The 26,180-nt window shown below is 37.7% G+C and carries 19 protein-coding genes; 8 read left to right on the top strand and 11 right to left on the bottom strand.

The features are described from left to right. Positions 1–79: 79 nt before the first annotated feature. Positions 80–2,548, bottom strand: coding sequence for a PilZ domain-containing protein (locus tag CPS_RS04930; protein WP_011041944.1), 2,469 nt, complete (start codon positions 2,546–2,548; stop codon positions 80–82). A 295-nt stretch (positions 2,549–2,843) separates the two neighbouring features. On the opposite strand from CPS_RS04930, the gene radA reads away from it, so the two are divergent. The 3 genes from radA to hpf all read left to right on the top strand — a co-directional run bounded on the left by radA (position 2,844) and on the right by hpf (position 7,415). Next, positions 2,844–4,232, top strand: a complete 1,389-nt coding sequence (radA, locus tag CPS_RS04925; RefSeq protein ID WP_011041943.1) for a DNA repair protein RadA — start codon at positions 2,844–2,846, stop codon at positions 4,230–4,232. 248 nt (positions 4,233–4,480) lie between these two features. Further along, positions 4,481–6,739 (top strand): S9 family peptidase, encoded by a 2,259-nt coding sequence (locus CPS_RS04920; RefSeq protein WP_011041942.1) that lies wholly within the window; start codon positions 4,481–4,483, stop codon positions 6,737–6,739. 340 nt (positions 6,740–7,079) lie between these two features. Beyond that, complete coding sequence (hpf, locus tag CPS_RS04915) at positions 7,080–7,415, top strand: ribosome hibernation-promoting factor, HPF/YfiA family (protein WP_011041941.1); 336 nt, start codon at positions 7,080–7,082, stop codon at positions 7,413–7,415. A gap of 219 nt (positions 7,416–7,634) precedes the next feature. Here the strand turns inward: hpf and metH are convergent, their stop codons facing one another. The 4 genes from metH to CPS_RS04895 all read right to left on the bottom strand — a co-directional run bounded on the left by metH (position 7,635) and on the right by CPS_RS04895 (position 14,327). Beyond that, positions 7,635–11,327: a methionine synthase gene (gene metH, locus CPS_RS04910; RefSeq protein ID WP_011041939.1), complete on the bottom strand. Its 3,693-nt coding sequence runs from the start codon at positions 11,325–11,327 to the stop codon at positions 7,635–7,637. Between the two features lie 94 nt (positions 11,328–11,421). Then, positions 11,422–12,369: a homoserine O-succinyltransferase gene (locus CPS_RS04905; RefSeq protein ID WP_011041938.1), complete on the bottom strand. Its 948-nt coding sequence runs from the start codon at positions 12,367–12,369 to the stop codon at positions 11,422–11,424. A gap of 537 nt (positions 12,370–12,906) precedes the next feature. Then, the gene (locus CPS_RS04900) at positions 12,907–13,671 is read right to left on the bottom strand and encodes a MipA/OmpV family protein (RefSeq protein WP_011041937.1); all 765 of its coding nucleotides are present in this window, start codon (positions 13,669–13,671) and stop codon (positions 12,907–12,909) included. Positions 13,672–13,844: 173 nt separating this feature from the next. Then, positions 13,845–14,327 carry a YajQ family cyclic di-GMP-binding protein gene (locus CPS_RS04895; RefSeq protein WP_011041936.1) on the bottom strand — a complete coding sequence of 161 codons (483 nt, stop codon included), beginning with the start codon at positions 14,325–14,327 and terminating at the stop codon, positions 13,845–13,847. A gap of 202 nt (positions 14,328–14,529) precedes the next feature. On the opposite strand from CPS_RS04895, the gene CPS_RS23675 reads away from it, so the two are divergent. Continuing rightward, the gene (locus CPS_RS23675) at positions 14,530–14,907 is read left to right on the top strand and encodes a VanZ family protein (RefSeq protein ID WP_011041934.1); all 378 of its coding nucleotides are present in this window, start codon (positions 14,530–14,532) and stop codon (positions 14,905–14,907) included. Between the two features lie 53 nt (positions 14,908–14,960). Continuing rightward, entirely contained in the window at positions 14,961–15,944 is a 984-nt protein-coding gene (locus tag CPS_RS04890; protein WP_049757747.1) for a ketopantoate reductase family protein, read from the top strand. A 9-nt stretch (positions 15,945–15,953) separates the two neighbouring features. Here the strand turns inward: CPS_RS04890 and thiI are convergent, their stop codons facing one another. From thiI to pomA, 3 genes are all read right to left on the bottom strand, one after another. Continuing rightward, on the bottom strand, positions 15,954–17,408 hold the full coding sequence (gene thiI, locus CPS_RS04885; RefSeq protein WP_011041932.1) for a tRNA uracil 4-sulfurtransferase ThiI: 1,455 nt from the start codon (positions 17,406–17,408) through the stop codon (positions 15,954–15,956). 273 nt (positions 17,409–17,681) lie between these two features. Continuing rightward, positions 17,682–18,626 carry a flagellar motor protein MotB gene (locus tag CPS_RS04880; protein WP_011041931.1) on the bottom strand — a complete coding sequence of 315 codons (945 nt, stop codon included), beginning with the start codon at positions 18,624–18,626 and terminating at the stop codon, positions 17,682–17,684. 44 nt (positions 18,627–18,670) lie between these two features. Beyond that, complete coding sequence (gene pomA, locus CPS_RS04875) at positions 18,671–19,435, bottom strand: flagellar motor protein PomA (protein WP_011041930.1); 765 nt, start codon at positions 19,433–19,435, stop codon at positions 18,671–18,673. A 585-nt stretch (positions 19,436–20,020) separates the two neighbouring features. Between pomA and CPS_RS04870 the strand changes: the two genes are divergently transcribed. Genes CPS_RS04870 through dxs form a run of 3 tightly spaced genes read left to right on the top strand, consistent with a single transcriptional unit; the run spans position 20,021 to position 23,118 of the window. Next, a complete protein-coding gene (locus CPS_RS04870; protein ID WP_011041928.1) occupies positions 20,021–20,269 on the top strand; it encodes an exodeoxyribonuclease VII small subunit in 249 nt (82 codons plus the stop codon). After that, a complete protein-coding gene (ispA, locus tag CPS_RS04865; RefSeq protein ID WP_011041927.1) occupies positions 20,269–21,171 on the top strand; it encodes a (2E,6E)-farnesyl diphosphate synthase in 903 nt (300 codons plus the stop codon). Before CPS_RS04870 ends, ispA begins: the two co-directional genes overlap by 1 nt. Before the next feature lie 54 nt (positions 21,172–21,225). Next, positions 21,226–23,118 carry a 1-deoxy-D-xylulose-5-phosphate synthase gene (dxs, locus tag CPS_RS04860; protein WP_011041926.1) on the top strand — a complete coding sequence of 631 codons (1,893 nt, stop codon included), beginning with the start codon at positions 21,226–21,228 and terminating at the stop codon, positions 23,116–23,118. Positions 23,119–23,272: 154 nt separating this feature from the next. Here the strand turns inward: dxs and nqrM are convergent, their stop codons facing one another. From nqrM to nqrF, 3 genes are all read right to left on the bottom strand, one after another. Continuing rightward, positions 23,273–23,503 carry a (Na+)-NQR maturation NqrM gene (gene nqrM / locus CPS_RS04855; protein WP_011041925.1) on the bottom strand — a complete coding sequence of 77 codons (231 nt, stop codon included), beginning with the start codon at positions 23,501–23,503 and terminating at the stop codon, positions 23,273–23,275. A gap of 133 nt (positions 23,504–23,636) precedes the next feature. Further along, entirely contained in the window at positions 23,637–24,668 is a 1,032-nt protein-coding gene (locus CPS_RS04850; protein ID WP_011041924.1) for an FAD:protein FMN transferase, read from the bottom strand. A 245-nt stretch (positions 24,669–24,913) separates the two neighbouring features. Continuing rightward, complete coding sequence (gene nqrF, locus CPS_RS04845; RefSeq protein ID WP_011041923.1) at positions 24,914–26,137, bottom strand: NADH:ubiquinone reductase (Na(+)-transporting) subunit F; 1,224 nt, start codon at positions 26,135–26,137, stop codon at positions 24,914–24,916. Between the last annotated feature and the right edge of the window lie 43 nt (positions 26,138–26,180).

The raw sequence follows: 26,180 nt of genomic DNA, 5'->3' as shown, positions 1-26,180 counted from the left end.
TTGAAATAGTGCGGGTAAATAATAACAATCAGGTTTAGTTTTACACTGAAATTTTCAACTGCAACAAATAGCAAAAAACTTATTGAGTCAGCTTATATCTCAGTAATGTTTCTTGTGTGACATCAATTAGCTGAACTAACCCCGCAACACTATAGATATCTTGCTCAAGTTGTTTACCACGATGTATAGCATAAGAGCCGATATACGCCAGCTCTGGGTTTAAATGTTCCATATGAGCCTCATCACTACGTGATAATTTCAATTGCAGGCTGTAAAAGTCACCTTGTTTCAAAGCGTTTTTAATAAAAAAGTTTCTCATCTGTGGCGTATTAAGCTCACTCACTTGCTTTATTGTTACCGATTTTTCTATGTCTGTAATACTTGCATCGATAGCAATATAGATGAGTTCACTAACGGCAGTATCACTCGCCACTAGTTTTTTCATATGTTGATCGATTAAATTACTGACCTGCAAATTCCCTAACAGAGGGTATAAATTATAATAACCATGACGATCACTTAATCGTAACATCGCTGATAATAAATTTTTATGGCTTTGATAACCGTGCGTCCCTACTACTAAGTTTTCTACTTTATAGCGACTACCACTTGATTGCACCATCGCAGTAGGTATTTCCATATTCACCGCATACAAAGTTCTTAGTGCACCTGATAAACCAGGTGTTAGCATGGCATACTCATCAGGGGTTAATTTATTTTTGTTCTTATCAATTAATAATTTAAAAAATGATCGTCCTATATGTTGATGCTCTTTAACGGACACACGCAGGTTGACCACCTTTTTATCTTTACTGATCCTCATGATCTTATAAGGTAACTGCTTTAGATCAAAAGCTGAGGTTATTTTCTGTAATTTTGGAAAGCTTAAATGAACGATATCGCCCTTTGATAACACAGCGGGGTTTTCTAAGTCCACTTTTAGCCCTGAAACAGAAAAATCTGCCGACAATCCAGACCAATTTGAAGCTTCAGACTCAATGCTAACGGGTGTTTGGTATTTAAAGCGAACTTCTTGACGTTGATGTCCATAACTTAAGGTTATTTCATCGACACGGCTTTCTTTATCATTATGCTTTTGACGTAAACTTTTAAGCCGATCAAGATCGATACCCTCATAGCCTAGCGCTTGATAATCACTAAAATCACTAGTACCAGTAACATCAGTTGCCGTTACTGCATAGGGTAAACCTGCAAGAATATCATTCACTTCATTAGTTAGTGGGGGATTTAAATAGTTTTGCTGCTTAGTCAGAGCAGTAGATAAAGTAAATGGCGAATAAGCTTGTTCCGCATCTATCGTCAGCGACTTTAACGCTGTGATAGCAAAGCTAGTTTTACTCGCTGCAAAAGCTAAGAACTGCATAAAAAAAGCATTATCATGTTTAAGTTGCTCTTCATCTACCGTATAGAAAAACTTGTCACCTTTATGTTGATGAATAAAGCTAAAGACTAATAAACTCTTACCTTGTTGTTGTAAAACATTTAAACGCGCTAGTCGCTCAGCATTAATAAGGTAATGCAATGCTGAGCGCTTTTTTTCATCGTGCCAATATTGATATAACTTTTGATTGTTTTTGGTAGTTAGCGCATAGCGAGGTGAAATTTTGTTCATATCCCCTTTGGCACTATGCATAAATATAATCAATTCATTTAATTTAACTAGTGCATATTGTTCAAGGCTTCTCGTCTGTAATGCCGCTAGACTGTTATCTAAGTTGATTTTATAACGGCGTTTATTTCCTTGAATATAACCCACTAAGAATCGTTCAAAGCTATCATTTTCAGGAATATCTATACGCAGACAACCTATAAGTTGAGTCCCTGAGTCTCGTAAGACATTTTTAACTTCAAAATAAAACGAATCATCTTTACTAAATTGAAACTCTTGCTCTAAACCAGTAAAGGCGATGCTTAATTGATCACCTTTAAATAAAGAAATATCATTAATCAGTTTAAACTTGATCCCCTTAACACTCAGATCAATACTGGTTGTCACTAACTGTTGCTTATTCAGTACGGTTAAGGTGATAGGAATAGCAAAGTTCATTCGCTCTTCAGCACGGTTGGGATAGTTTGCTAAGAAATTTAGTTTTGCTGGATATTGGAGCTTTTCTGTTCCTGATTTATTATTGTTATTAATACTATCAACGACGCTAGGGGTAACCTTTTCATTTTGATAAATATTACGAAAACTATTTTTAGCATTTTTAACTGATTCGTACACGCCAAAAGTATAACTACCATATACCGCCACATTTTCTTTGAAAGTGGCAATAGCAACATCGTCCAAAAAATGAGTTTGACCTTGAAAGTCAAATAACTGACATTCACCATTGACCAAGCCACGTAAATCAATGGAACGCGCACAACCACCCGCTAAGCGTTTTAATTCCATTTTCAACAAAAACTTTTCAGTTTTATTAAGGTGCTCAGTTACAGCACTATAACTAGCTTCAAAACTATTTTTGTTTACCTCACCACGAAAATTGGCAATGATTTTATGATGTTTACTGAAATCTTTATCCATAGTTTTATTATTAACTTCTGCTTTACCATATGTTTTAACACTAAATTACAGCGTCGCTGTTAGGTTAGAATTTTTATCATTACTTTTAACTTAGACAAAAAAATCAAAATCATTATAATCTAACCGACTTTATCATTAAAAACTAAGCAATTTCTATGCCTCTCAATGATGGAGATCAAACAAAATCATTCATTTTTATAAATTGGTTTTTATTGATAGTGTAAATTAACATAATATTGTTCAATGACAGACGCTTATTACCGTCATGTTATCGTTTAAAGGGTGGTAAATCTAGATGGTAAAAGCAGCAAAAATCGAATTTGTATGCACCGATTGCGGTATGAATCATACCCGTTGGCAAGGACAGTGCCGTTGCGGAGCATGGAATACCCTGGTAGAAATGAAAATACCAAAAGCAGCAAGTAAAAATGCAGCTACTCGTACAACAAGTACCGGTGGTTATGCAGGTTTAACGGGTGGCGGCTCTAAAAAGATTAACGAAATAGAATCCATTGATGCAGAAAAAAGATCAACAGGTATCGGCGAGCTTGATCGTGTTTTATGCGGAGGAGTGACAACAGGATCGGTAAATATTATTTCTGGCGATCCGGGCGCAGGTAAAACGACCCTACTCTCCGATCTTGTCGCTCGTATGTCAAAAACTCACGCCTCACTTTATTGTACCGCTGAAGAATCCCTTTCTCAGTTCAAAAACCGTGTGCACCGATTAAAGTTGGATTATGACGAAGATAACCTTTACCTATTAGCTGAAACCAGTGTTGAAGCCATCATTGATGAATTAGATAAAAACAAAATTAAGTTTGCGGTAATTGACTCTATCCAAGCGGTAGTCACTGAAAATGCAAATGGCAGTCCTGGCTCTCCTTCACAAGTAAAAAGCAGTGCGCAATCACTGACCCAGTACTGCAAGCAAAATAATGTCACTATGTTTATTATTGCCCATGTAAATAAAAACAACGAAATTGCCGGCCCGCAAACACTAGTACACATAGTAGATGCCCTGTTGCATATTGATACTAATGACGGTCAAATTCGTACGCTTAGAGCGAACAAAAACCGTTTTGGTGATATCGACACCGTCGGTATTTTCAAGATGTGTGAACGCGGTATGCTCAGTGTTGATAATCCGAGCGAAATATTTTTATCGGGTTCTAGTACCGAATCTCCTGGTTCAACAATCACCTGTATTCGTAAAGGCAATCGCAATCTGCTGTTAGAAATTCAATGTTTGACCACTGAAACCGAGGCAGAGTTTCCACAACGTGTTTGTGTTGGTTTGAACATGAACAGAATTAAAATGTTAACCGGGATATTGCGTAAACATACCAAAACGAAGATATTTCACGATACCTTTTTTAATATTGTCGGCGGCTTAAAAATTGATGAGTCTGAAACCTGTATCGATTTAGCCTTGGTCACAGCACTATTAAGCAGCCTGAATGACTTTGTTATACCTCGTAATACCTGCATCATGGGTGAATTGAGCTTAAATGGCGACGTTAGACCTATAGACAGCGGCGTACCTCGTGTTAAAGAAGCAGCACAGCATGGCTTCACCGAAATATTTATTCCTTACCGTAATTATCATAAATCAATGGAAGGGCTTGGCGCTAACATCAAAGCAGTAAAAACCATTCATGAGCTCATTGAGTTGATAAAATAATGAGCTGAAAGCCTAATAGCTTGCAGGCTATACAAATAGTTTGTTGCCATTATTGTTTACACTGAGACCAATTTTTAAAGATAATATCCCTTAAAATATTGGTCCTTTTTTAGCACTACGCTAGTTTAATATACTAGCGTTTGTTAAAGTGCTCGGGCTAAAAAACATTGGCATGGACGTCATAGGCACAGCGTACACAATTACCTATTTTCACAAACCAATAAACAACTTAATAAGATAACTTTCCTATGAAATTTACTGTTAAAAAAGCACTTTTCTCTCTCCTTTGCTCATTAGCTTTACCTTTGAGTGCAAATGCAAGTGATGAAAAAGTCAAAGTGCCTAGCGCAGAGCAATTAACCATTGAGCGCATTTATAGTTCGCCTTCTCTTAATGGTCAAACACCCAAGTCATTGAAATTTTCTCCAGACGGAACACGGGTAACTTACCTCCAAGGTAAAGCAGAAGATCTAAACCGTTATGATTTGTGGGAATACAATTTAGCCAGTAAAGAAAATAAACTGCTTGTTGATTCTCAATCATTATTTAGTGGCCCTGAAAACTTATCTGACGAAGAAAAAGCACGCCGTGAACGCCAACGTATCTATGGTGTTGGCATTATGGAATACCAATTTTCGCAAGACGGTAGTGCATTACTGTTCCCGCTTAATGGTGATATTTACTACTACCATTTAACAACAAAAACAGCTAAACGCTTAACTGAAACAGCCGGTTTTGAAACTGATGTAAAATTCTCACCTCAAGGCAATTTTGTTTCTTATATTCGTGAGCAAAACATTTATGTATTAAATATTGCTTCCGGTGAAGAGCGCCAACTTACCATCGATGGCGGTGGCACCATTAAAAATGGTATGAGTGAATTTGTTGCTCAAGAAGAAATGTCGCGTATGACCGGTTATTGGTGGTCGCCAAATGAAAAGCACATTGCTTTTTTACGTGTCGATGAGACCCCAGTAAAAACGGTTATTCGTAACGAGATATACGCTGAAAAAATTGAGCTAATTGAACAGCGTTACCCTGCAACAGGGACTAATAATGTTCATATTCAACTAGCCGTTACTGACATTAAAGGTAAAAAAATCCGTTTTGTTGAGTTAGGTGATAATAAGGATATTTATATCCCACGAGTAAAGTGGCTTAGTGATAGTAAAAAGGTATCTTACCAATTACAAAGTCGTGACCAAAAAACGTTAACATTAAAAACGTACAATTTAAAAAAACGTCGCCAAAAAACCTTACTAGTAGAAAAATCTAGCCATTGGCTTAACTTGCATAAAGATTTAACTTTTTTAAGTGACAATAAAACCTTTATCTGGGCTTCAGAACGCGACGGCTACAAGCACCTTTACCATTACAACTTAAAAGGTGAGTTAATTTCTCAGTTAACCAAAGGCGAGTGGGTAGTTGATTCACTAACACGTGTAGATGAAAAGAATGGTTGGGTTTACTTTACCGGTCGTGCTGATACTCCCCTTGAACGTCACTTATATAAAGTTCCTCTTAGCGGTAAATCACCTGAAAATGTACAACGTATAACTAAACGCAACGGCTTTCATAGCATAAACTTCAGTCAAACCAGCGAAAGTTATATTGATAGTTTCTCAAATACTAAAACACCTAAACAGGTAAGTTTACACTCGGCGAATGGTGAACATATTACTTGGTTAGCTGAAAATAAAGTAACGCCAGAGCACCCTGTAGCACCTTATTATAATGGCTTAGTCATGCCTGAATTTGGTTCATTAAAATCAGATGATGGAAAAGCTGATTTGTACTACAAACTTTATAAGCCTAAGAACATGCAACCAGGCAAAAAGTACCCTGTCATTGTTAGAGTTTATGGCGGCCCTCACGCACAACTGGTCACGAATAAATGGCAAGGCGCTGATATAACTCAATACATGTTACAACAGGGTTATATTGTTTATCAGCTTGATAATCGAGGCTCTAACTACCGTGGTACCGCGTTTGAATTTCCAATCTATGAGACGTTAGGCCAAGTTGAAGTTGCCGACCAAATTACGGGTGTGAAATATCTCCACACTCTGCCCTATGTTGATAAAGAACGCATTGGTGTTTTTGGTCATTCATACGGTGGTTATATGGCTTTAATGACTATGTTCAAAGCAGGCGATTACTTTAAAGCCGGTGTAAGTGGCGCGCCTGTAACAGATTGGATGCTCTACGATACACATTACACTGAACGTTATTTAAATCACCCTAATGTGAATGCTGCAGGCTATCAGCAAAGCAGTGTATTTCCTTATGTTTCTGGCTTAAGCGGTCCAATGATGGTTTATCATGGCATGGCTGATGACAACGTATTGTTTACCAATACCACGAAATTAATTAAAGCCTTACAAGATGAAGGTAAATTATTCGAACTGATGACCTACCCAGGTAGTAAACACAGTATGCGTGGTAAAAAAGTAAAAGTGCATTTAAACGCGACTATCATGGACTTCTTTGATAGACACTTTAAATAACCTGTTCAGTTTTAGCTTTGGGATTAACTATTAGGGATTAACTACTAGGAGTTAACTCCTATAAATTGGTTATATCGAACAACTCAAACGGCAAGTAACTTAAGTTACTTGCCGTTTTTTTTGCTTTGTCATTTTTGGTTTAATTAATTCTTTGAATAACAACTCAATTATTTATTAGTTTTTTATTAGCATATTTCATGCCCAAAAAACCCTAAAAATCGGGTTACATTTAATTGCATTTATCTACCATTTTTCTATTGCATTTTTATGACTGAAGGAGGATTATGAAATTGAAGATAACGACACAGATAAAGTTAAAGATAACAAAAGAGGTAAGACTATGAAGATTAAAATTTCTGGACACCACGTTGAAATAACTGAAGGTATCAAGCAATCTATCGAGAATAAGTTTGCGAAAATCTCTAAACATTATCCGTCAATTATGACGCTTAACTCGACCATTACCGTTGAACCGCATCTGCAAAAACTTGAAGTAACCACACTGTATGAAGGTGAAAAAGTAACCGTAAATGCTTCTGACAAACAACTTTATGTTGCCATTGCAAAAGTAGCAAAAAAACTACAATCAGCACTAGCACATCGTAAAGGAGTATTATCCGCCAAATTCAATAATAAGTTTGAAGTACCACAAACAGACTTATATCAATCAGCATAATTTAGATATGAGCTAAGGCATAAGCCAAGGCCAGTAAAGTGCTTGTAATAACGTAATACATTACCAGCAAAATTCATTTTACTAAAAAGCATTAACTAGAAAACGAAAAGGCTGCACCATGATAAACATGGTGCAGCCTTTTTTATTAGTCTCAACTTGTGTAACTTAAATAGGTAATCAGTTCACCTATTTAAACGACTCAGTTTATTCTGGTTCAGCTTACTCTGGTTCATAGTCTAAGTTTGCAGATAACCAACGTTCTGCTTGCTCTAAGGTAAATCCTTTACGAACTGCATAATCTAGCACCTGATCTTTAGCTAATTTTGCTACCGCGAAGTATTTAGACTCTGGGTGCGAGAAGTACCAACCACTCACTGCAGCACCTGGCCACATCGCATAACTTGAGGTGAGGTCCATATCAATGTTTTCTTTAACATTGAGTAACTCCCACAATAAACCTTTCTCAGTATGCTCAGGACAAGCAGGATATCCTGGTGCAGGTCGAATACCTTGATAACTTTCGCGAATTAACGCGTCATTATTTAAATCTTCATCAGGGGCAAAACCCCAATATTCTTTACGCACTTTCTCATGTAAATATTCAGCACTCGCTTCCGCTAATCTATCCGCTACCGCTTTAAGTAATATTGAATTATAGGCATCGTGATCTGCATCAAAAACTTTGACTAAATCTTCAACACCAAAACCTGCTGACACAGCAAAAGCACCAACATAATCTTCAATGCCTGAGTCTTCTGGTGCGATATAATCCGCTAAACAACGGTTAAACTGCCCTGCTGGTTTTTTACTTTGTTGACGTAGTTGGTGAAGTCTCATTAATTTATCGCTGCGACTTTCATCTGTGTATAGCTGTATATCATCTTGATTACTGTTTGCAGGAAACAAACCAAATACTGCTCTAGCACATATTTTTTTATTATTAATAACATCATCAAGCATGGCGTTAGCATCATTAAATAAGCTTGTTGCTTCAACACCAATCACTTCATGTTTTAAAATAAGCGGATACTTACCAGACATTTGCCATGTCATGAAAAATGGCGTCCAATCAATATATTTTCTAACTTCATTCAAATCGATATTATCAAGGACAGTTACACCCAGTTTGTTAGGTTTTTTAGGCGTATAATCTTCAAAATTAATTTTAGTAGCATTAGCACGAGCAGCTTCAAGGCTTATTAAACTTGAGCGCGGACCTTTTTTATAATGACGAACACGTACGCGTTCATATTCTTCTTGGGTACTGGCAAAGAACTTTGCTTTATGCTCACTTGATAATAAATTACTTACTACTGATACCGCACGTGAAGCGTTTGATACATAAACTACGGGTTCATCATATTGCGGCTCAATTTTTACTGCTGTATGGGCTTTTGACGTGGTTGCACCGCCAATTAATAGAGGCAGTTTCAAGCCTGTACGTTTCATTTCTTTAGCAACATAAACCATTTCATCAAGCGACGGTGTGATCAAGCCCGATAAACCGATGATATCGACGTTTTCTTCTTTAGCAACACGTAAAATATCATCGCATGAAACCATCACGCCAAGATCTATAATTTCGTAGTTATTACATTGCAGCACTACGCCAACAATGTTTTTCCCGATATCGTGTACATCGCCTTTTACCGTCGCGAGCAATACTTTACCGTTGGTGCTTATTTCAGTTTTTCCCTCTTCGATGTAAGGGTTTAAATAAGCAACCGCTTGTTTCATTACACGGGCTGATTTTACCACTTGCGGTAAGAACATTTCACCCGCACCAAATAAATCACCGACGGTATTCATGCCATCCATCAATGGCCCTTCAATTACATCTAATGGTTTCTCTGACGCTAAACGAGCTTCTTCGGTATCCTCAATAATAAATTCATTAATACCTTTAACTAACGCATGAGATAAACGTGCGTTAATCGGTAATTCTCGCCAAGTTAAATCAGTCTTTGAGGCTTGTCCGCCAGCTTTACCATGAAACTCTTGCGCAATATCAAGTAAGCGTTCAGTCGCACCATCATCCTTATTTTGAATAACGTCTTCTACCGCTTGTTTTAGATTTGCTGGTAAGTCTGAATAAATAGCTAATTGGCCAGCGTTAACAATCCCCATGTCCATACCATTTTTAATGGCATAGTATAAAAAGACTGCGTGAATGGCTTCACGCACTGGGTTGTTTCCTCTAAATGAGAAAGAAACGTTAGATACACCACCTGAAATCATCGCATAAGGTAGATTTTTCTTAATGTCATCAACTGCTTCGATAAAATCGACCGCGTAGTTATTGTGCTCTTCAATACCTGTGGCGACAGCAAAAATATTCGGGTCAAAAATAATATCTTCTGGCGGGTAACCAATTTCATCAACCAACATATGATAAGCACGATGACAAATTTCATATTTACGCTTACGCGTATCAGCTTGTCCTTCTTCATCAAATGCCATAACAATAACAGCCGCGCCGTAACGACGAAGCAATTCAGCTTGGTGACGGAAGTTTTCTTCGCCCTCTTTTAAGCTGATAGAGTTAACAATGCCTTTACCTTGAATACATTTCAGGCCCGCTTCAATGATATCCCACTTAGAGGAGTCAATCATGATCGGCACTTTAGCAATATCTGGTTCGCCAGCAATCAGGTTCAAAAAACGCACCATGGCGGTTTTTGAGTCCAACATGCCTTCATCCATGTTGATATCAATAATCTGCGCGCCATTTTCTACTTGTTGTAGAGCTACAGAGATAGCTTTATCGTAATCTTCTTCAACAATTAAGCGCTTAAACATGGCAGAGCCGGTAACATTGGTACGTTCGCCCACGTTTACAAACAAGCTATCTTTGTTAATGGTTAATGCTTCTAAACCAGATAAGCGACAGGCAATTTCACGTTTTTCAACTTTACGCGGTTTTATTTTTGCAACTGAGTCAGCCATGCCTCTGATATGCTCAGGCGTGGTACCACAACAGCCACCAATGATATTTAAAAAGCCTGATGAAGCCCACTCTTCTACATGAGTGTTCATGTCTTCAACGGTGAAATCATACTCACCGAAGGCATTTGGTAAACCCGCATTAGGATGGGCAGAAACAGCCGTATCACAAATACGGCTTAATTCAGCAACATACTGGCGTAATTCAACGGGACCTAAGGCACAGTTAAGACCAAAGGAAACAGGCTTTGCATGACGTAATGAATTGTAAAAAGCTTCTGTGGTTTGTCCTGATAGAGTACGACCCGAGGCATCAGTAATAGTACCTGAAATCATTACAGGTAAACGCTCACCTAATTGGTCAAATACAGTTTCTACTGCAAATACTGCCGCTTTAGCATTTAAGGTATCGAAAATAGTTTCGATTAAAATAATGTCACTACCGCCTTCAATCAAAGCTAACGTGGATTCAATGTAAGCATCTTTTAGCTCATCAAAGGTAACGTTACGATATGCAGGATCGTTGACATCAGGAGAAATCGAACAAGTTCGGTTTGTTGGCCCTAAAACACCCGCAACAAAACGAGGACGATCTGGGTTCTTTTTAGTGTACTCATCAGCCGCTTCTCGCGCTATTTGAGCAGCAACACGGTTAATCTCAGCGCTATACTCTTGCATGTCGTAATCGGCCATGGCAATCGTTGTTGCGTTAAACGTATTCGTTTCAAGAATATCAGCGCCGGCTTCAAGATACTCAAGATGAATCGCTTTAATGATTTCAGGTTGAGTAAGCACTAACATATCGTTATTGCCTTTTACATCGGTATGCCAATCAGCAAAGCGTTCCGCTCTAAAGTCTTGCTCTTCAAATTTATATGCTTGGATCATGGTGCCCATTGCACCATCTAAAATTAAAATGTTTTTTGCTAACTGTTGCTCAAATAAGGCAAATGATGATGATTTTTTCATGTTCTTTTTCCGCTGTGTCGAAAGTTATTTAATGGCTGACTAAGATAAATAATAGTGACCAACTAATTAATATTAGTTGGTCTTTTAGTGAAAACTAAATAACAGTATCAGGGTGAATAGCTCTAATATTTGAAGCATCTAATTGATATGGCGTCATTTGATAAACATAGTAGTTAAGCCAATTAGTATAGAGCAAACTACCATGACTACGCCATGAGCCAACGGGTGATTTGCTGGCGTCATCATCTTGATAATAATTTTTGGGTAAAGCAGTATCAGCACTTTTATTACTATCTCGTAAATATTCTTCATGCAATGTGCTTGCATCGTATTCAGGATGACCCGTCAAATACACTTGCTGTTTGTTTTTACTGGCAGCTAAATATACACCTGCATCAGCAGATTCAGCTAATATCTGTATTTGAGGAATGCTTTCATAATCTGATTTATCAATGTAACCATAACGAGAATGTGGCACATTAAAGTTTTCATCAAATCCTCTCGTTAATGACTCTTTATCATCAAGCGGTTTGTGTTTAAACACACCAGAAAGTTTTTCTTTGCGCAAATGACGGTTTAAACCGTAGTGATGATATAACGCAGCGTGTGCAGCCCAACATGAGAACATGGTTGAAGTTACATTTTTTTCTGCCCAATCAAACACTTCACAAATTTTATCCCAAAATTTCACTTGCGAATAATCAAGCAAAGCTAGCGGAGCACCTGTGATGATTAGACCATCGTATTGTTTGTGTTTTATATCATCAAACAAATGGTAAAAGTTTTCTAGATGCTCTTCTGGCGTATTTTTGGACACATTTTTATGTATACGAATAAATTCAATATTTATCTGTAACGGTGTATTAGACAGCATGCGCAATATCTGCACTTCAGTTTCAATTTTATTCGGCATTAAGTTGAGAATAGCGACTTGCATTGGACGAATTTCTTGAGATGCTGCTCGGTTCTCAGACATAACAAAAATATTTTCATTATCTAAAATTGATAACGCTGGTAATTGGTCGGGAATTTTAATGGGCATGACGCTACCTAACAAAAAATACACATAATAATTAAGAGTTATACTGTTACTTAGATCACTAGATATGTCAACATCTAAACGTATAGACGTCTATACTGTTTTTATCGTCTAAATCATAAATCGAGCTAATAACCACCTATTACAGTACTTAACGCCATGTTTAGCCTTTTCTGGATAGAGCTCAAACATGTATATAGCCCATAATGATGTCTATCAATTATAGAGCCTTTTTTCCCCTTTTATTCATATCAGCAAATAATAAATATAAATAATCTTGCTAGATATTAGAGCTAATTCCCTTGGTACATCTGCTTAAGTGAGTTATTAATCCCACGAATACTTACATTAATCGCACTAAATAAGTGATCATTTTCAGGTGAGTTATAGCAATCGGACTAATAATGACAATTGACAATAAGTTACCATCATTGCCTAAAGTAGCTATTGAATTAAAAATGTCGAGAAGTCGTTTGAGGTAAGTAATACTTCAAAGAAAACAACACGACATTTTAGCTAGTCTAAAATGCCGTGATATAGTTAAAAAAACTTACTAAAGAGAAAACGAGCACTCATATTAGCTTCATCTTCAACCAATGGGCTATTGGTTATTACTGAATCATACCAAGTGTAATCAACTACAATACGGGTAAAGCCACCTAAAAAAATGGGCGTGGCCAAGGATAAAGAAATAGTAGTATTTAGTGCGGATTTACCAAGATATTGAGATGTAAATTCATTAGTTTCGTTTGCCTTCACACCATAATAATAATCAACATGATTGCTGTCTAAATAGCTGACACTTAAACTGGGTTCAAAGAACAAAGGACCTTTGCGAAACACACGCGAGATGTTAGCTTTAGCTTCATAACCATTAGATCTGCCAAGTACATCAAACATGCTTGAAAGGCCTATTTTCCAGTCCTTCTTCTGATAAGAAAGTCCTAATCCAGCATCCATAGAAAACTTTCTTTCTTGCATATTTTCAAAAATAAAACTGTCAGACTCATCAAAGCCTTGAAATCGAGGGGCGATCTGCACAGTCAATTCAATATCAGAAAATTCCAATGCATCATAACTAACGAAGGGCCCTAAAACACGAAAATTATCACCTCGGTAACCTATAATAGGTAAAGGAATGACTCGATAATCATAGCCAGAATATATCTCTTGGTTGATACCTAAACCTAAGCCATACAAAAAACCTTTCGGTTCAATACGCTCTCTAACGTCTCCTCTATCTCCGTCCGCAAACACAGCACTACTCAATAATGCTAGGCTCCAACAAAGGGCCAGATATTTCATTTACTTTCCTTAGGTTAATATACTATTCAAAGACTAAAATGCTATTCAAAACCTACAATACGCTTCAATAGAAGTATTTAGATCAATTATGCTTTTAATTTTAACCAACATAAAAAAAACCATAACTAAAGTTATGGTTTTGAATTGGTTGTCACAATTTAGTTGGCTAAATTTTAATCTTTAAAGTTAGTAAACTGAAACGACTGTTCTAGCTCAGCAGTACGCACTAATTGCATTACCGCTTGTAATTCATCACGCTTTTTACCTGTTACACGAACTTGTTCACCTTGAATCGCAGCTTGTACTTTCAGCTTTTCGCCTTTGATAAGCTTCACTAGTTGCTTAGCCATATCTTGCTCTATACCTTCTTTAAACGTTACTTGCTGACTCCAATTTCTACCTGAAGCACTTGCATCTCCAACGGCCATTGCTTTAGCATCAACATTACGCTTAGCTAATTGGCTTCTTAGCAAGTCGCACATTTGCTTTAATTGAAAGTCACCTTCAGCTTTGAGGATAATATTAGGTTTTTTCCATTCAAAACTTGCTTCAACACCACGAAAATCAAATCGGGTAGTAATTTCACGATTAGCATTGTCGACAGCATTTCTTACTTCTTCTAAATCAGTCTCTGATACGATATCCATTGATGGCATAATTTTTCTCTATGTAGGTTGGATTAACTCAATACCGCTATTATACCTTCACGTTTAATGCACGCAACTAAAGTAACAATTGAAGCAAGAAAATATGTTATGCAGCAACTTAACGATAATGCAGGACAGAAAAGTGCAACAAGAAATACTGTGTTAATCATGCTAATATTGAATAACTTACTTAGTTAATTGCAGATTACTTGTGAAAGCTCGCCCGCATTATTACTTTTTTATTACGGTCATTGTCGTAATTCTATTACTGCTTTTCGCGCATGATTTTTTACCCGATGTTTTACGAAAGCGCATATTTCAAATTCCAGAGATTGATACCATAGGGCACTTAACTAGCTTTGTCATTTTAACCTGGGTTTGCCACTCTATTATCAAATTGTCACTGTCTCTTTCTGTGCCTTTGCTTATTTTCTATGGCGCTTTGACAGAAATTGGTCAATCCTTTTTGGGGTATAGAACGGGGCAATTCGGAGACTTTATTGCTGATGTTGTAGGCATCAGTTTATTCATGTTAACGAAATGGCTGTACCGCAAGTTTTTCCATAGAACTAGAGTCAATACGTTGTAACTACAAATGTTACTCACTGCTACGAACTTAATACAATGGTACATAATAAACTCATGATTAATAAGCCAGATAATATTGTTGTCGTTGGACAAGGAGCAATGGGACTTCTTTGGTACCATCACTTATCTCAACAGAATATTTCACATAGCGACATCCCAAACGTCAATAAAAACAAGAAGGTTACTCTACTTGCCTCGAATAAAAATTCACTGAGTAACCATGAGCTAGAGACGGCCACTTATCAATTTATCACCTACCAGCAAGCTCAAGAAAAAACTTATCCGCTAACCTATAGTCAAGCGGTTGATGTAGAGTCAGCTGATGTAATTATCTTATGTCTAAAGTCATTTAATATTGCCACCGCAATAAAGAAAATAGCTAAGAACATTAATCCTCATTGCATCATTATTCTTGCTCATAATGGCATGGGTACCTTTACGGATGTGGAGAGCCTACTACCCCGTCAGCAAATTATACTGGCGATGTTAACAACTCATGGCTGTTTACGAAATGCACCATTAGCTATTACCCATACAGGATTAGGTCAAACCGATATAGGACTACTTTCTGGAAAATTAAGTGTATCCCAACAAACTCAACTCACCAATCTATTGAACCATGCCCTGCCCCAAGTAAGCTTTCATCAAGACATAGTGACAAAGCAGTGGGTAAAGTTGGCAATTAATTGTGTGATAAACCCTATCACTGCCATTAATAACATTGAAAATGGCGAGGTAAATGACGAGAAGTTTTCTGCACAGATCAATGCGTTATTAACTGAAATAAGCGAAGTGAGCCAAACTGAAAATATAACGTTAGCATTTACTGACTTAAAGGCAATGGTTCATAAAGTAGCATTAGCAACAGCGAAAAACTGCTCTTCAATGAGAAGTGATGTTTTGACGGGAAGATCTACAGAGGTTGATTATATTAACGGTTATATTCACCGCTTAGGTAAGAAAAATAATGTTGCCACGCCAGAGAATACTCGTCTGTGGCAACAGGTGCTGAACCTTAACGTTAGCTCTAGAGGTTAAGTCTAAAAGTTAAGGACGGTACACTTTTACATTTTTGAAACCATTATCAAGTAAATATAAGGCTTGAAGTTTACTCATCACACCGTGATCACAATATAACAAGTATTCTTTCGTCATATCTAAGTCACCAAACTGTGTAGATAATTTGTAAAAAGGAATGTGCTTAACTTCAACATCACCTAGCTCTAACGGTTTATCTTCTTCTTCTTCAGGGCTACGAATATCTACAACAACAGCATTCTCAGGAATGTTTTCAACAAGATCTACAGCATGAATTTCTTCTTCTGCTTCTTTGCCTATATCGCGAATATCATAAACACGCGTTTCACTAACAACCTTGTCTAAAACATCAAAATCAAAGTTACCTTCTTCTTCTTCAACTTTAGATAAAACAGCTTTTACCGTTGGTTTTTTAGAAATAACTCCACAGTATTCTGGAATGGTTTTAGAAAATTCTTCTGTTCCTATTTTGCGCGCTATATCAATAATATCTTGCTTATCGTAAGCCGCTAATGGACGTAAAATCAGCGTATCAGTTACACGATTGATAACGTTTAAATTAGTTAAGGTTTGACTTGAAACCTGACCTAAACTCTCACCCGTAACAAGTGCTTGAATTTTACCTCGCTCTGCTATTTTTGTGGCTGCACGAATCATCATGCGTTTAAGTACCACGCCCATCTGGCTATTTTCAACATTCTCTAGAATCTCAGCAACAACAGGCTCGAAGTCTACCGCAAAGAATTTAACTTTATGTGAGGCACCAAATTTGTTCCACAAATAATAACTGATTTGTTTAACACCCACTTCGTGAGCAGAACCACCAAGATTAAAGAAACAATAGTGAGTACGTGCACCTTTCTTGATCATTTGATAACTTGAAACACCTGAGTCAAAACCACCTGACATTAGTGATAACACGTCTTCTTGCGTCGCTATTGGAAAGCCGCCTAAGCCCTTATGTCGCTGGGTAACAATAAAAAGATCTTTGTTTTTAATCTCTAGATGAATAGTAACATCTGGATTTTTTAGTTTTACTTTCGCACTTTCTACCTGTTGATTTAAACCACCACCAACGTACTGTTCAACTTTTAATGAATTGAAATCATGATTTCCTGTCCGTTTAGCACGTACACAAAAAGTCTTATTTTCAATAGATTCAGCATGGACAGCGAGTGTTTTTTCATAAATATCATGAACATCAACAAATTCACTTTGCTGTACTTCTAAGAACATAGGAATGCCAGGAATGCATTTAAGGGCTTCTACTAAACGTTCACGGTTTTCAGGCGAATTGTCTTTAGTATTAACTTCAATATTATCCCAGTTCATACGTGTAGTGACTTGTTCGTCAATACGACGTAAAACATTCTTAACGCTAGACTCTAATATTTTAGTAAAACGTTTACGGACGGGGCGAGATTTGATGGTAATCTCGGCTTGAAGCTTTACGATAAATTTCATCGGTTATGACCTAAAAAAGACAAAAAAATAATGGCGCGCATTGTACACTATTTTTCAGGTTCTGTTGAGTTTTCGTTTTAGTGCTTACTTTAAAGGGATATAAAGAAAGTAATGTGAGTAGAGTGTAATCCAGTTACTCAAGACAATACGAATCTGCATTGTCTAATAAGCTACGTCCGTGTAGCGTTACTTAACTATTTACAAGGCCGAGCGTTAACAACTGAAAGTGTTACAGGCTCTGTCCTTTTAAACTTTAACCTCGATGCTAACTTTCTATTCTTTAGTGATACCAATTCGCTCAGTTTCTTTGGCTTTACCTTGATTGATAGCTATTTCAACACGGCGATTTCGGCGGCGATTTAACGCATTAGTATTAGGCACTAAAGGTCGAGTATCTGCATGTCCAGCGGCCACTAATCGGGTGGCGTCAAAGTCAGGAACCTTAATTAACTGATGCGCTATTGCAACAGCACGTTTACTCGATAGATCCCAATTAGAGCTAAACAATTCAGAATCAACGCCGCGATTATCAGTATGTCCTGAGATCATGATTTCACCTGGCACAGTATTTAATAACTCACCAATTTCACGAATTACAGGCCAAAACTTAGGCTGTAAAAATGCAGATCCTGAAGGAAAAGAACCATTCTCTCTTATGCGAATAATAACTTGTTGGCCCAAAGACTCTAGTTCTATCGCACCATCTTGAATTTGCTGCTCTAACTGTTCAGCTATTTTCTTCACTAATTCGTTTACTTGTTCTTGAGCAGCTTCTTCCATATCTTGCTTAGCTTGATCTAATGCCTGCTGTGAAAGTGCATCTTCCGTATTTTGAGATTGGCCACCACGTTCAGTACCTCGCTGCTCTTGTCGACCACCTGCAGAGGTTTCATCACCCGCTTGAAACTCAAGCATCTGCTGAGTCATTTCCATGGTTTGTTGTTGAATAACTTCAATAGGGGTTGGCTCAGGTTTTCCAGGTCGGAATTCTTGAGCAATAATACTGGTACCTTTGGGAATATCTTTTACTTCAATTTTATTTTGCACACCAAAGGCAAACTTCATCGAGCCCGCAATTTGTTTAAACTTTAAAACATCCATTTCTGAGAATGATAAAAGCAAAACGAAAAAACACATCAACAAGGACATAAGATCGGCAAAAGTTCCCATCCACGCAGGCAGCCCAGGAGGTGGACATTTACATTGTTGTTCAGCCATGCGCCACTCCTAATATAAAGCCACTTAACATAAGTCTGTTCATGCTATTCATCAGTTGTATCGACTTTTCTTTTACCTTCAGCTAAATAATTTTTTAATAAGCCTTCGATAACGCGTGGATTTTGACCATCTTGAATACCCAGTACAGCATCAAGCACTAATTCTTGATTCATTTTTTCTTCCGCCATACGCAGTTTCAACTTTGAAGCGATAGGAATAGCGATAACATTGGCTAAAAAGGCACCGTAGAGTGTTGTTAATAAGGCAACCGCCATAGCGGGACCAATCGACTTTGGATCATCCATATTAGATAACATGGCAACGAGACCGATAAGCGTGCCAATCATACCCATTGCAGGTGCGACATCAGCAAGGGCCATCATCATATCCGAACCTGTTTCATGCCGCTCTGTGGTTAAATTAATATCTTTTTGTAAAGTCGCTCTCACTACATCGGCATCATGGCCATCAACGAGCATGTCTACGCCCTTTTGCATAAAAGGGTTAGTAATTTCTGCTTCTTCTAACGCTAAAAAACCACCTTTACGCGCTGCATCAGCCATATCAACGGCTTTCTCAATTAACTCTTCAGGCTTTTCAAGTTTAAACATAAAAGCTTTGCCAATGATTTTTCCTATACCAAAGAACTGCCCTAAGTTGTAATTAGATAATACGATAAAAATTGAGCCACAAAAAACAATCAATACCGACTGGGTATCAGCGAACATCATAATGTCGCCTGATAACACCATCGCCATGACTAATAAACCAATGGCACCTAAAATACCAATTAACGTAGCTAAATCCACAAAACTCTCCTAAACAACTAACTAATCGCGCTTTAACACTCATCAGCATAAGAAAGGGCTCACTTCTTTACGCTGAATGGTATTAGACCGTACTTAATACCCGTAATCATTCAAAATGCTCGATTCAGAGTGCTTGAGCAATTTCAGTTTGAGGCGCGTCAATTAAATTAGGGTTATTCCCTATTTCCTTGACGCAACAATAAAATGAGATTACTCAAGCGCTTCTACGATGGGGCTAAAAACGATTTATACGTCGTTATTGATTTTGAAAATGGAATAACAATTCCCTACAATCAATGCCTTGCCTAAATCGTTTTTTCTCCCACTGAAACATGTATTTTGAATTGTCACGATTATAAATAAAAGAATAGTACATTAAGTGCAAACTATTCGCTAATCTCTAACGAATAATTCACTAATAATAAAATACGTATATAAGTTTATTATCGCCCGTAGTGTCAATAACTTAACACTAATGATAAAATATTTTTAAAACTATTATTGAAGTAGGTCAATTGACCCACGTTGCAAGCTAAGGTAAGTTTGCCGGAATTAATTAATCATTATGTGCTTAGAGCAAAAATCATGGCTAAGAAGAAACTAGAAAACCTCTCTTTTGAAGAATCATTAAATGAACTTGACACAATAGTGCAAAGTTTAGAGCAAGGTGAATTAAGCTTAGAAGAATCGATGACACTTTTTGAACGAGGCCTGAACCTGAGCCAATTAAGTCAGGTGAAATTGCAAGCTGCAGAGCAAAAAGTACAAATTCTGCTTGATAAAAATGGTACTGCTAAGTTAACTGACTTTGATAGCAGTGCAGGCGAAAGTTAATGACTACATTAATTTCTTACGCCCATTATCAAGAGCGCATTAATGACTTTTTAGCCGCTAAGCTCGAAGGCCTTACCATCAATGATCCTAAGCTTATTGAAGCCATGCGTTATGGTTTGCTTATTGGTGGAAAACGCATGCGTCCTTACTTAGCCTATATTACCGGCGAAGCAGTTTCAGCTGATTTGAACGATATTGACGCAGTAGCCGGTGCTTTAGAGTGTATTCACGCTTACTCACTTTTGCATGATGACTTACCTGCGATGGATGACGATGATTTAAGACGCGGTAAACCGACTTGTCATAAAGCATTTGATGAAGCAACAGCAATACTAGCGGGCGATGCTTTGCAGACACTTGCTTTTGATATTTTAGCTAATCATACGTTTTCAATGAATCAAAGTACTGCTGGAATGCCTATCCAGGTAAAACTAATTCAACAATTAGTTAAAGCTTCTGGTTATCAAGGGATGTGTGGCGGACAAGCACTTGATTTAGCGGCAACGGGTAAAAACATTTCACTAGGTGAATTGGAAGTTTTACATTCGCTTAAAACTGGCGCTTTATTGGAAGCATCAGTATTAATGCCAGCAATGTGCAGTGGACAAGTCACCCGTGAATATAAAATAATATTAAGCGAGTACGCACAACTCATTGGCTTAGCCTACCAAGTGCAAGATGATATTATTGACTTAACATCAACCGAAGAAGAACTAGGTAAACCCGTTGGATCTGATATAGCAGCGAACAAAAGCACTTATCCTGCACTGCTCGGTTTACAAGGTGCACAAGACAAAGCGGAAAACTTATTACAACAAGCGCTTCAAGCTTTGAGCAGATTACCTTACAATACCCAATCTTTAGCAGATTTTGCCACTTTTATTGTTAAACGCAGCCACTAGGCGTTTAGACTGAGCAAAACTTTAAATAAAATAATAATTACCAATAGACAAACTATGATTACAAACCTTGCTGACTACCCATTACTTTCTCAGATTAATATTCCAGAGGATCTGCGCAATATGCCGCAGGAACAACTGACACGTATTAGTAATGAATTACGTAGTTTTTTACTTAATTCAGTAAGTAAAAGTAGTGGACACTTTGCATCAGGCTTGGGCACAATTGAGCTTACTGTAGCCTTACATTACGTATACAATACCCCGTTTGATCACTTGATTTGGGATGTTGGTCATCAAGCATATCCGCATAAAATTTTAACTGGCAGACGTGATCAGCTACACACTATAAGACAAAAAGGTGGTTTACATCCTTTCCCTTGGCGTGAAGAAAGCGAATACGATACCTTAAGTGTTGGTCATTCAAGCACCTCAATTTCTGCCGCTTTAGGTTTAGCTGTAGCCGCCGAAAAAGAAGCAAAAAACCGTAAAACAGTTGCTGTCATTGGCGATGGAGCTATGACTGCTGGTATGGCTTTTGAAGCATTAAATCACGCAGGTGATATCAAAAAAGATATGTTAATCATCTTAAATGATAATGACATGTCGATTTCAAAGAATGTTGGCGCCTTAAATAACCATTTAGCCAAATTGCTATCAGGCAGTATTTTTACTGGTTTTAGAGAAAGCAGTAAAAAATTATTAGGCAATATTCCACCAATAAAAGAACTTGCTAGTCGTGCTGAGGAGCATTTAAAAGGCATGGTCGTGCCAAGTACTTTTTTTGAAGAGTTAGGATTCAATTATATTGGTCCTATTGATGGCCATGATGTTGAAAGCTTAGTCACTACAATTAAAAACATGCGCAACCTAAAAGGGCCGCAGTTTTTGCATGTTGTTACGACCAAAGGTAAAGGTTATCAAGCAGCAGAGCAAGATCCGATAAAATATCATGCTGTACCAAAGTTTAATCCTGAAGAGACCAACTTACCCCAGTCAAAACCCAGTTTGCCTACTTATTCAAAAATTTTTGGCGATTGGTTATGTAAAACCGCTGAAATTGATAAAAAGTTAGTCGCTGTAACTCCTGCCATGGCTGAAGGCTCTGGTATGGTTGAATTTAGCCAACGTTTTCCAGATCAATACTATGATGTGGCAATTGCTGAACAGCACTCAGTAACCTATGCTGCAGGTCTTGCCATTGGTGGTCTAAAGCCGGTAGTAGCAATTTATTCTAGTTTTTTACAACGTGGTTATGATCAATTCATTCACGATGTAGCCATACAAAACTTACCTGTCATGTTTGCTATTGACCGTGCGGGTATAGTAGGCGCTGATGGGGCTACCCATCAAGGCGTTTTCGACTTAAGTTTTTTACGTTGTATCCCTAATACCGTTATCATGGCACCGTCTAATGAACGAGAATGTCAGTTAATGTTAAACACTGGTTACAAGTTAGATGGCCCTAGCGTTGTTCGCTACCCTCGTGGCAATGGTACCGGCGAAATACTCCCTAGTGTTGATGAAACCATTGAACTAGGTAAAGGTGTGACCATCCTTACAGCCACAGTTATAGAAAGCCAAGAGCAAACAAACAAAAGCATAGCCATATTAAGTTTTGGCTCTATGCTAGGTGAAGCAAAAAAAGCGGCTTTAGAACTTAATGCAACGCTAGTAGATATGCGCTTTGTTAAACCACTTGATGAAACACTTATTGATACGTTAAATGCCAAACATGACTGCCTGGTAACGGTTGAAGATAATGCTATAGCTGGCGGTGCTGGCTCAGGCGTAAATGAATATTTACTTGCCCAAGGTAAACCAGTTACTATTCTAAATATTGGTGTTACTGACCATTTTGTTAAACATGGCACTCAAGAAGAAATGCATCATGAATTAGAGTTAGATGCCGAAGGTATTGTCATTAAAATAAAACGCTTTATTAACTAACTTTATGACAAGATATAACATGTAATAAAAAAGGATAATGAAGTAAATTCATTATCCTTTTTTATTGGTAGAGTTTTAACAGTAAAGCCCTACCTCTATTACTAATATTAGACGGGTTAAAAGTCACAACTCACGTTGGCAACTTAGCCAGCTGCTATAAATTTTCTACATCGATTCTATTTAGAAGGTTGTGTTCAAGTGCGGCTTTTTTCTCACGCTCTTGTCGTTTTTCACACGGGTTGTCGCAGTTACATTCTTTATCGATGCCAACGCTCGCTAAACCGCCACAACTACCTGCTAGTGTTTTGTTTTGGAAAATATAACCTACTGCCATGGCTGCGCCTACAATAAGGAAAAAACCAAAAGAAATAAGGAAAATCATCATAATGCTATGCTCTCAATTATAAACAGCCAATGCTCAAGACAAGAGTCATTGTAATAAATATCATCCACGGCCCTTTTGTTAAGATAAGAAGCCGACGCTATGTGTTCAACAAATGGTGTTACATGAACAGGTGTTATTTCAAATACTGTTTGAATTTTACCGTAAATCGTTCGTCAAAGCCATTTTCAGTCTTAGAAATAAATAATGCTGCCAAGTTATTTTCGCTAGCAAAAGCCATTCCCTTTTCCATGCCCATTACCATCAAGGTAGTTGATAAGCCATCAGCCGTCATAGACGAAGGATGAATCACGGTTACGGATACTAAGTTATGATCGATAGGTTTGCCCGTTTCTGGATCAATAATATGTGAAAAACGTCTGCCATCCGCTTCAAAATAATTACGGTAATCACCAGAGGTAGCTACCGCATTGTCTTTGGGAATAACGACTTGATGTACCGCACGCTCTTCACCACTTTGATCAAGGATAGGTCTTTCGATTGCAATAGCCCACAGTTCACCTGTGTGTTTAAAGCCCCTTAATCGCATTTCTCCGCCAATTTCAACTAAGTAGTGAGTAAATCCATTACTTTCAATTAGCTCGGCAACAACATCGACGCCATAGCCTTTAGCGATAGTAGATAAATCAATATACAAGTCTGGTATTTTTTTAGAGAGAAGATTACCCTCTAGCGTTATGTTTTGTAGACCGATACGCTTTTTAGTCGCCGCTAATATCTCATCGCTAGGAACAGTTTCAGGACGCTGTTCTGGGCCAAAGCCCCACAAGTTAACTAAGGGTCCGACAGTAACATCAAGCTTACCTTCACTTAATTGACCAAGACGAATAGATTCTTTAAGAACACGAGCAAAACCTGGTGAAACTTCGATAGCTGCAGTTGATGTGGATTGGTTAAATTTCGATAACTCAGAATCAGGAATATAAGTAGACATTTCTTGATTAACTTGTTCCAGCGCTGCATCAATTTGCTGTTGTAACTTAAGCTCTATCAACTGTTCTTTTGTCGCGACTACTTTAATATTATACGTAGTCCCCATGGTATGCCCTTGCAGCAATATCTCAGTATTTTTTGAAGGGTTGCTCGGGAAGCAAGCAGACAGCGTTAACACCAAAGTGGTCAACAACAGTAGTTTAAGTGTATTCATATTTATTCCAAATTATTATATATATCGCTATATTCTTTTCCAAAAATATAGCGATATAAACAACCTTTTTCTTAAAATAAAAAGACGACCGAAGTCGTCTTTATTTTAAATGTCCATCAATAGTATATTTTAAGCTTAAGCGTCGAATAGCAGTGCTAATTCAAGGCGGATGCACGGAGCCTATGACTATAGGTGAGTACATCCAACGATGAAATAGTGCTGCTAGGCAAGCTTAAAGTAAAATATTAACCACCGAAGTCATCCAACATAATGTTTTCATCTTCAACACCAAGATCTTTAAGCATACCGATAACAGCAGCATTCATCATTGGTGGACCACACATGTAGTATTCACAATCTTCTGGTGCTTCATGGTCTTTCAAATATTCTTCAAAAAGAACATTATGGATAAAACCAGTTAAGCCATCCCAGTTATCTTCAGGTTGTGGATCAGATAAAGCAACATGCCATTGGAAGTTATCATTATCAGCCGCTAGGCCGTTATAATCATCTTCATAGAACATTTCGCGCTTAGAACGGGCACCATACCAGAAACTCATCTTACGTTTAGATTCTAAACGCTTAAGTTGGTCAAAGATATGAGAACGCATTGGCGCCATACCAGCACCACCACCGATAAAGACCATTTCATTATCAGTTTCTTTAGCGAAGAACTCACCAAATGGACCAGAAATAGTTACTTTATCACCAGCCTTAAGGCTAAAGATGAACGATGACATTTTACCTGCTGGTAAATGCAAACGTCCTGGAGGCGGCGTAGCAATACGTACGTTAAGCATAATAATGCCCGCTTCTTCTGGGTAGTTAGCCATTGAGTAAGCACGTAATGTATCTGTGTCTACTTTTGACTCTACGTCGAAGAAACCAAAATGTTTCCAATCGCCACGGTACTGCTCATCAATATCAAAATCACTATATTTAACATGATGTGCTGGTGCTTCAATTTGAATATAACCACCCGCTTTAAACGGAACTGATTCACCATTTGGAATTTGTAGTTTCAGTTCTTTAATGAACGTTGCTTTGTTATCGTTAGAAATAACTTCACATTCCCATTGTTGAACACCGAAGATTTCATCTTCAACTACAATATCCATGTCCTGTTTAACAGCAACTTGACACGCTAAACGACAGCCAGTTTTGGCTTCACGTTTATTGATGTGACCTTCTTCCGTAGGAAGAATATCGCCACCACCTGAATGCACATCTACACGACATTGGCCACAAGTACCACCGCCGCCACATGCTGAAGGAATAAAAATCCCTTGATCAGCTAGTGCACCTAATAATTTTCCGCCTGCAGCCGTTTTCACTGCTTTTGCCGGGTCGCCATTTATACTGATCGTTACTTCACCACTTGATACTAACTTAGATTTAGCAAATAAAATCACTAAGACTAAGGCAAAAATTATCGCAGTAAACATCGATACGCCGAGAATAATTTCCATCGACTATTCCTTAAACTTCTCTAAGGGTGCAATACACAACATG

The organism is Colwellia psychrerythraea 34H (assembly GCF_000012325.1).
In the GTDB taxonomy this organism is placed as follows: Bacteria; Pseudomonadota; Gammaproteobacteria; order Enterobacterales; family Alteromonadaceae; genus Colwellia; species Colwellia psychrerythraea_A.
The sequence above is the reverse complement of the archived record's forward strand: the minus strand, read 5'-3'. Positions and strand labels throughout refer to the sequence as shown.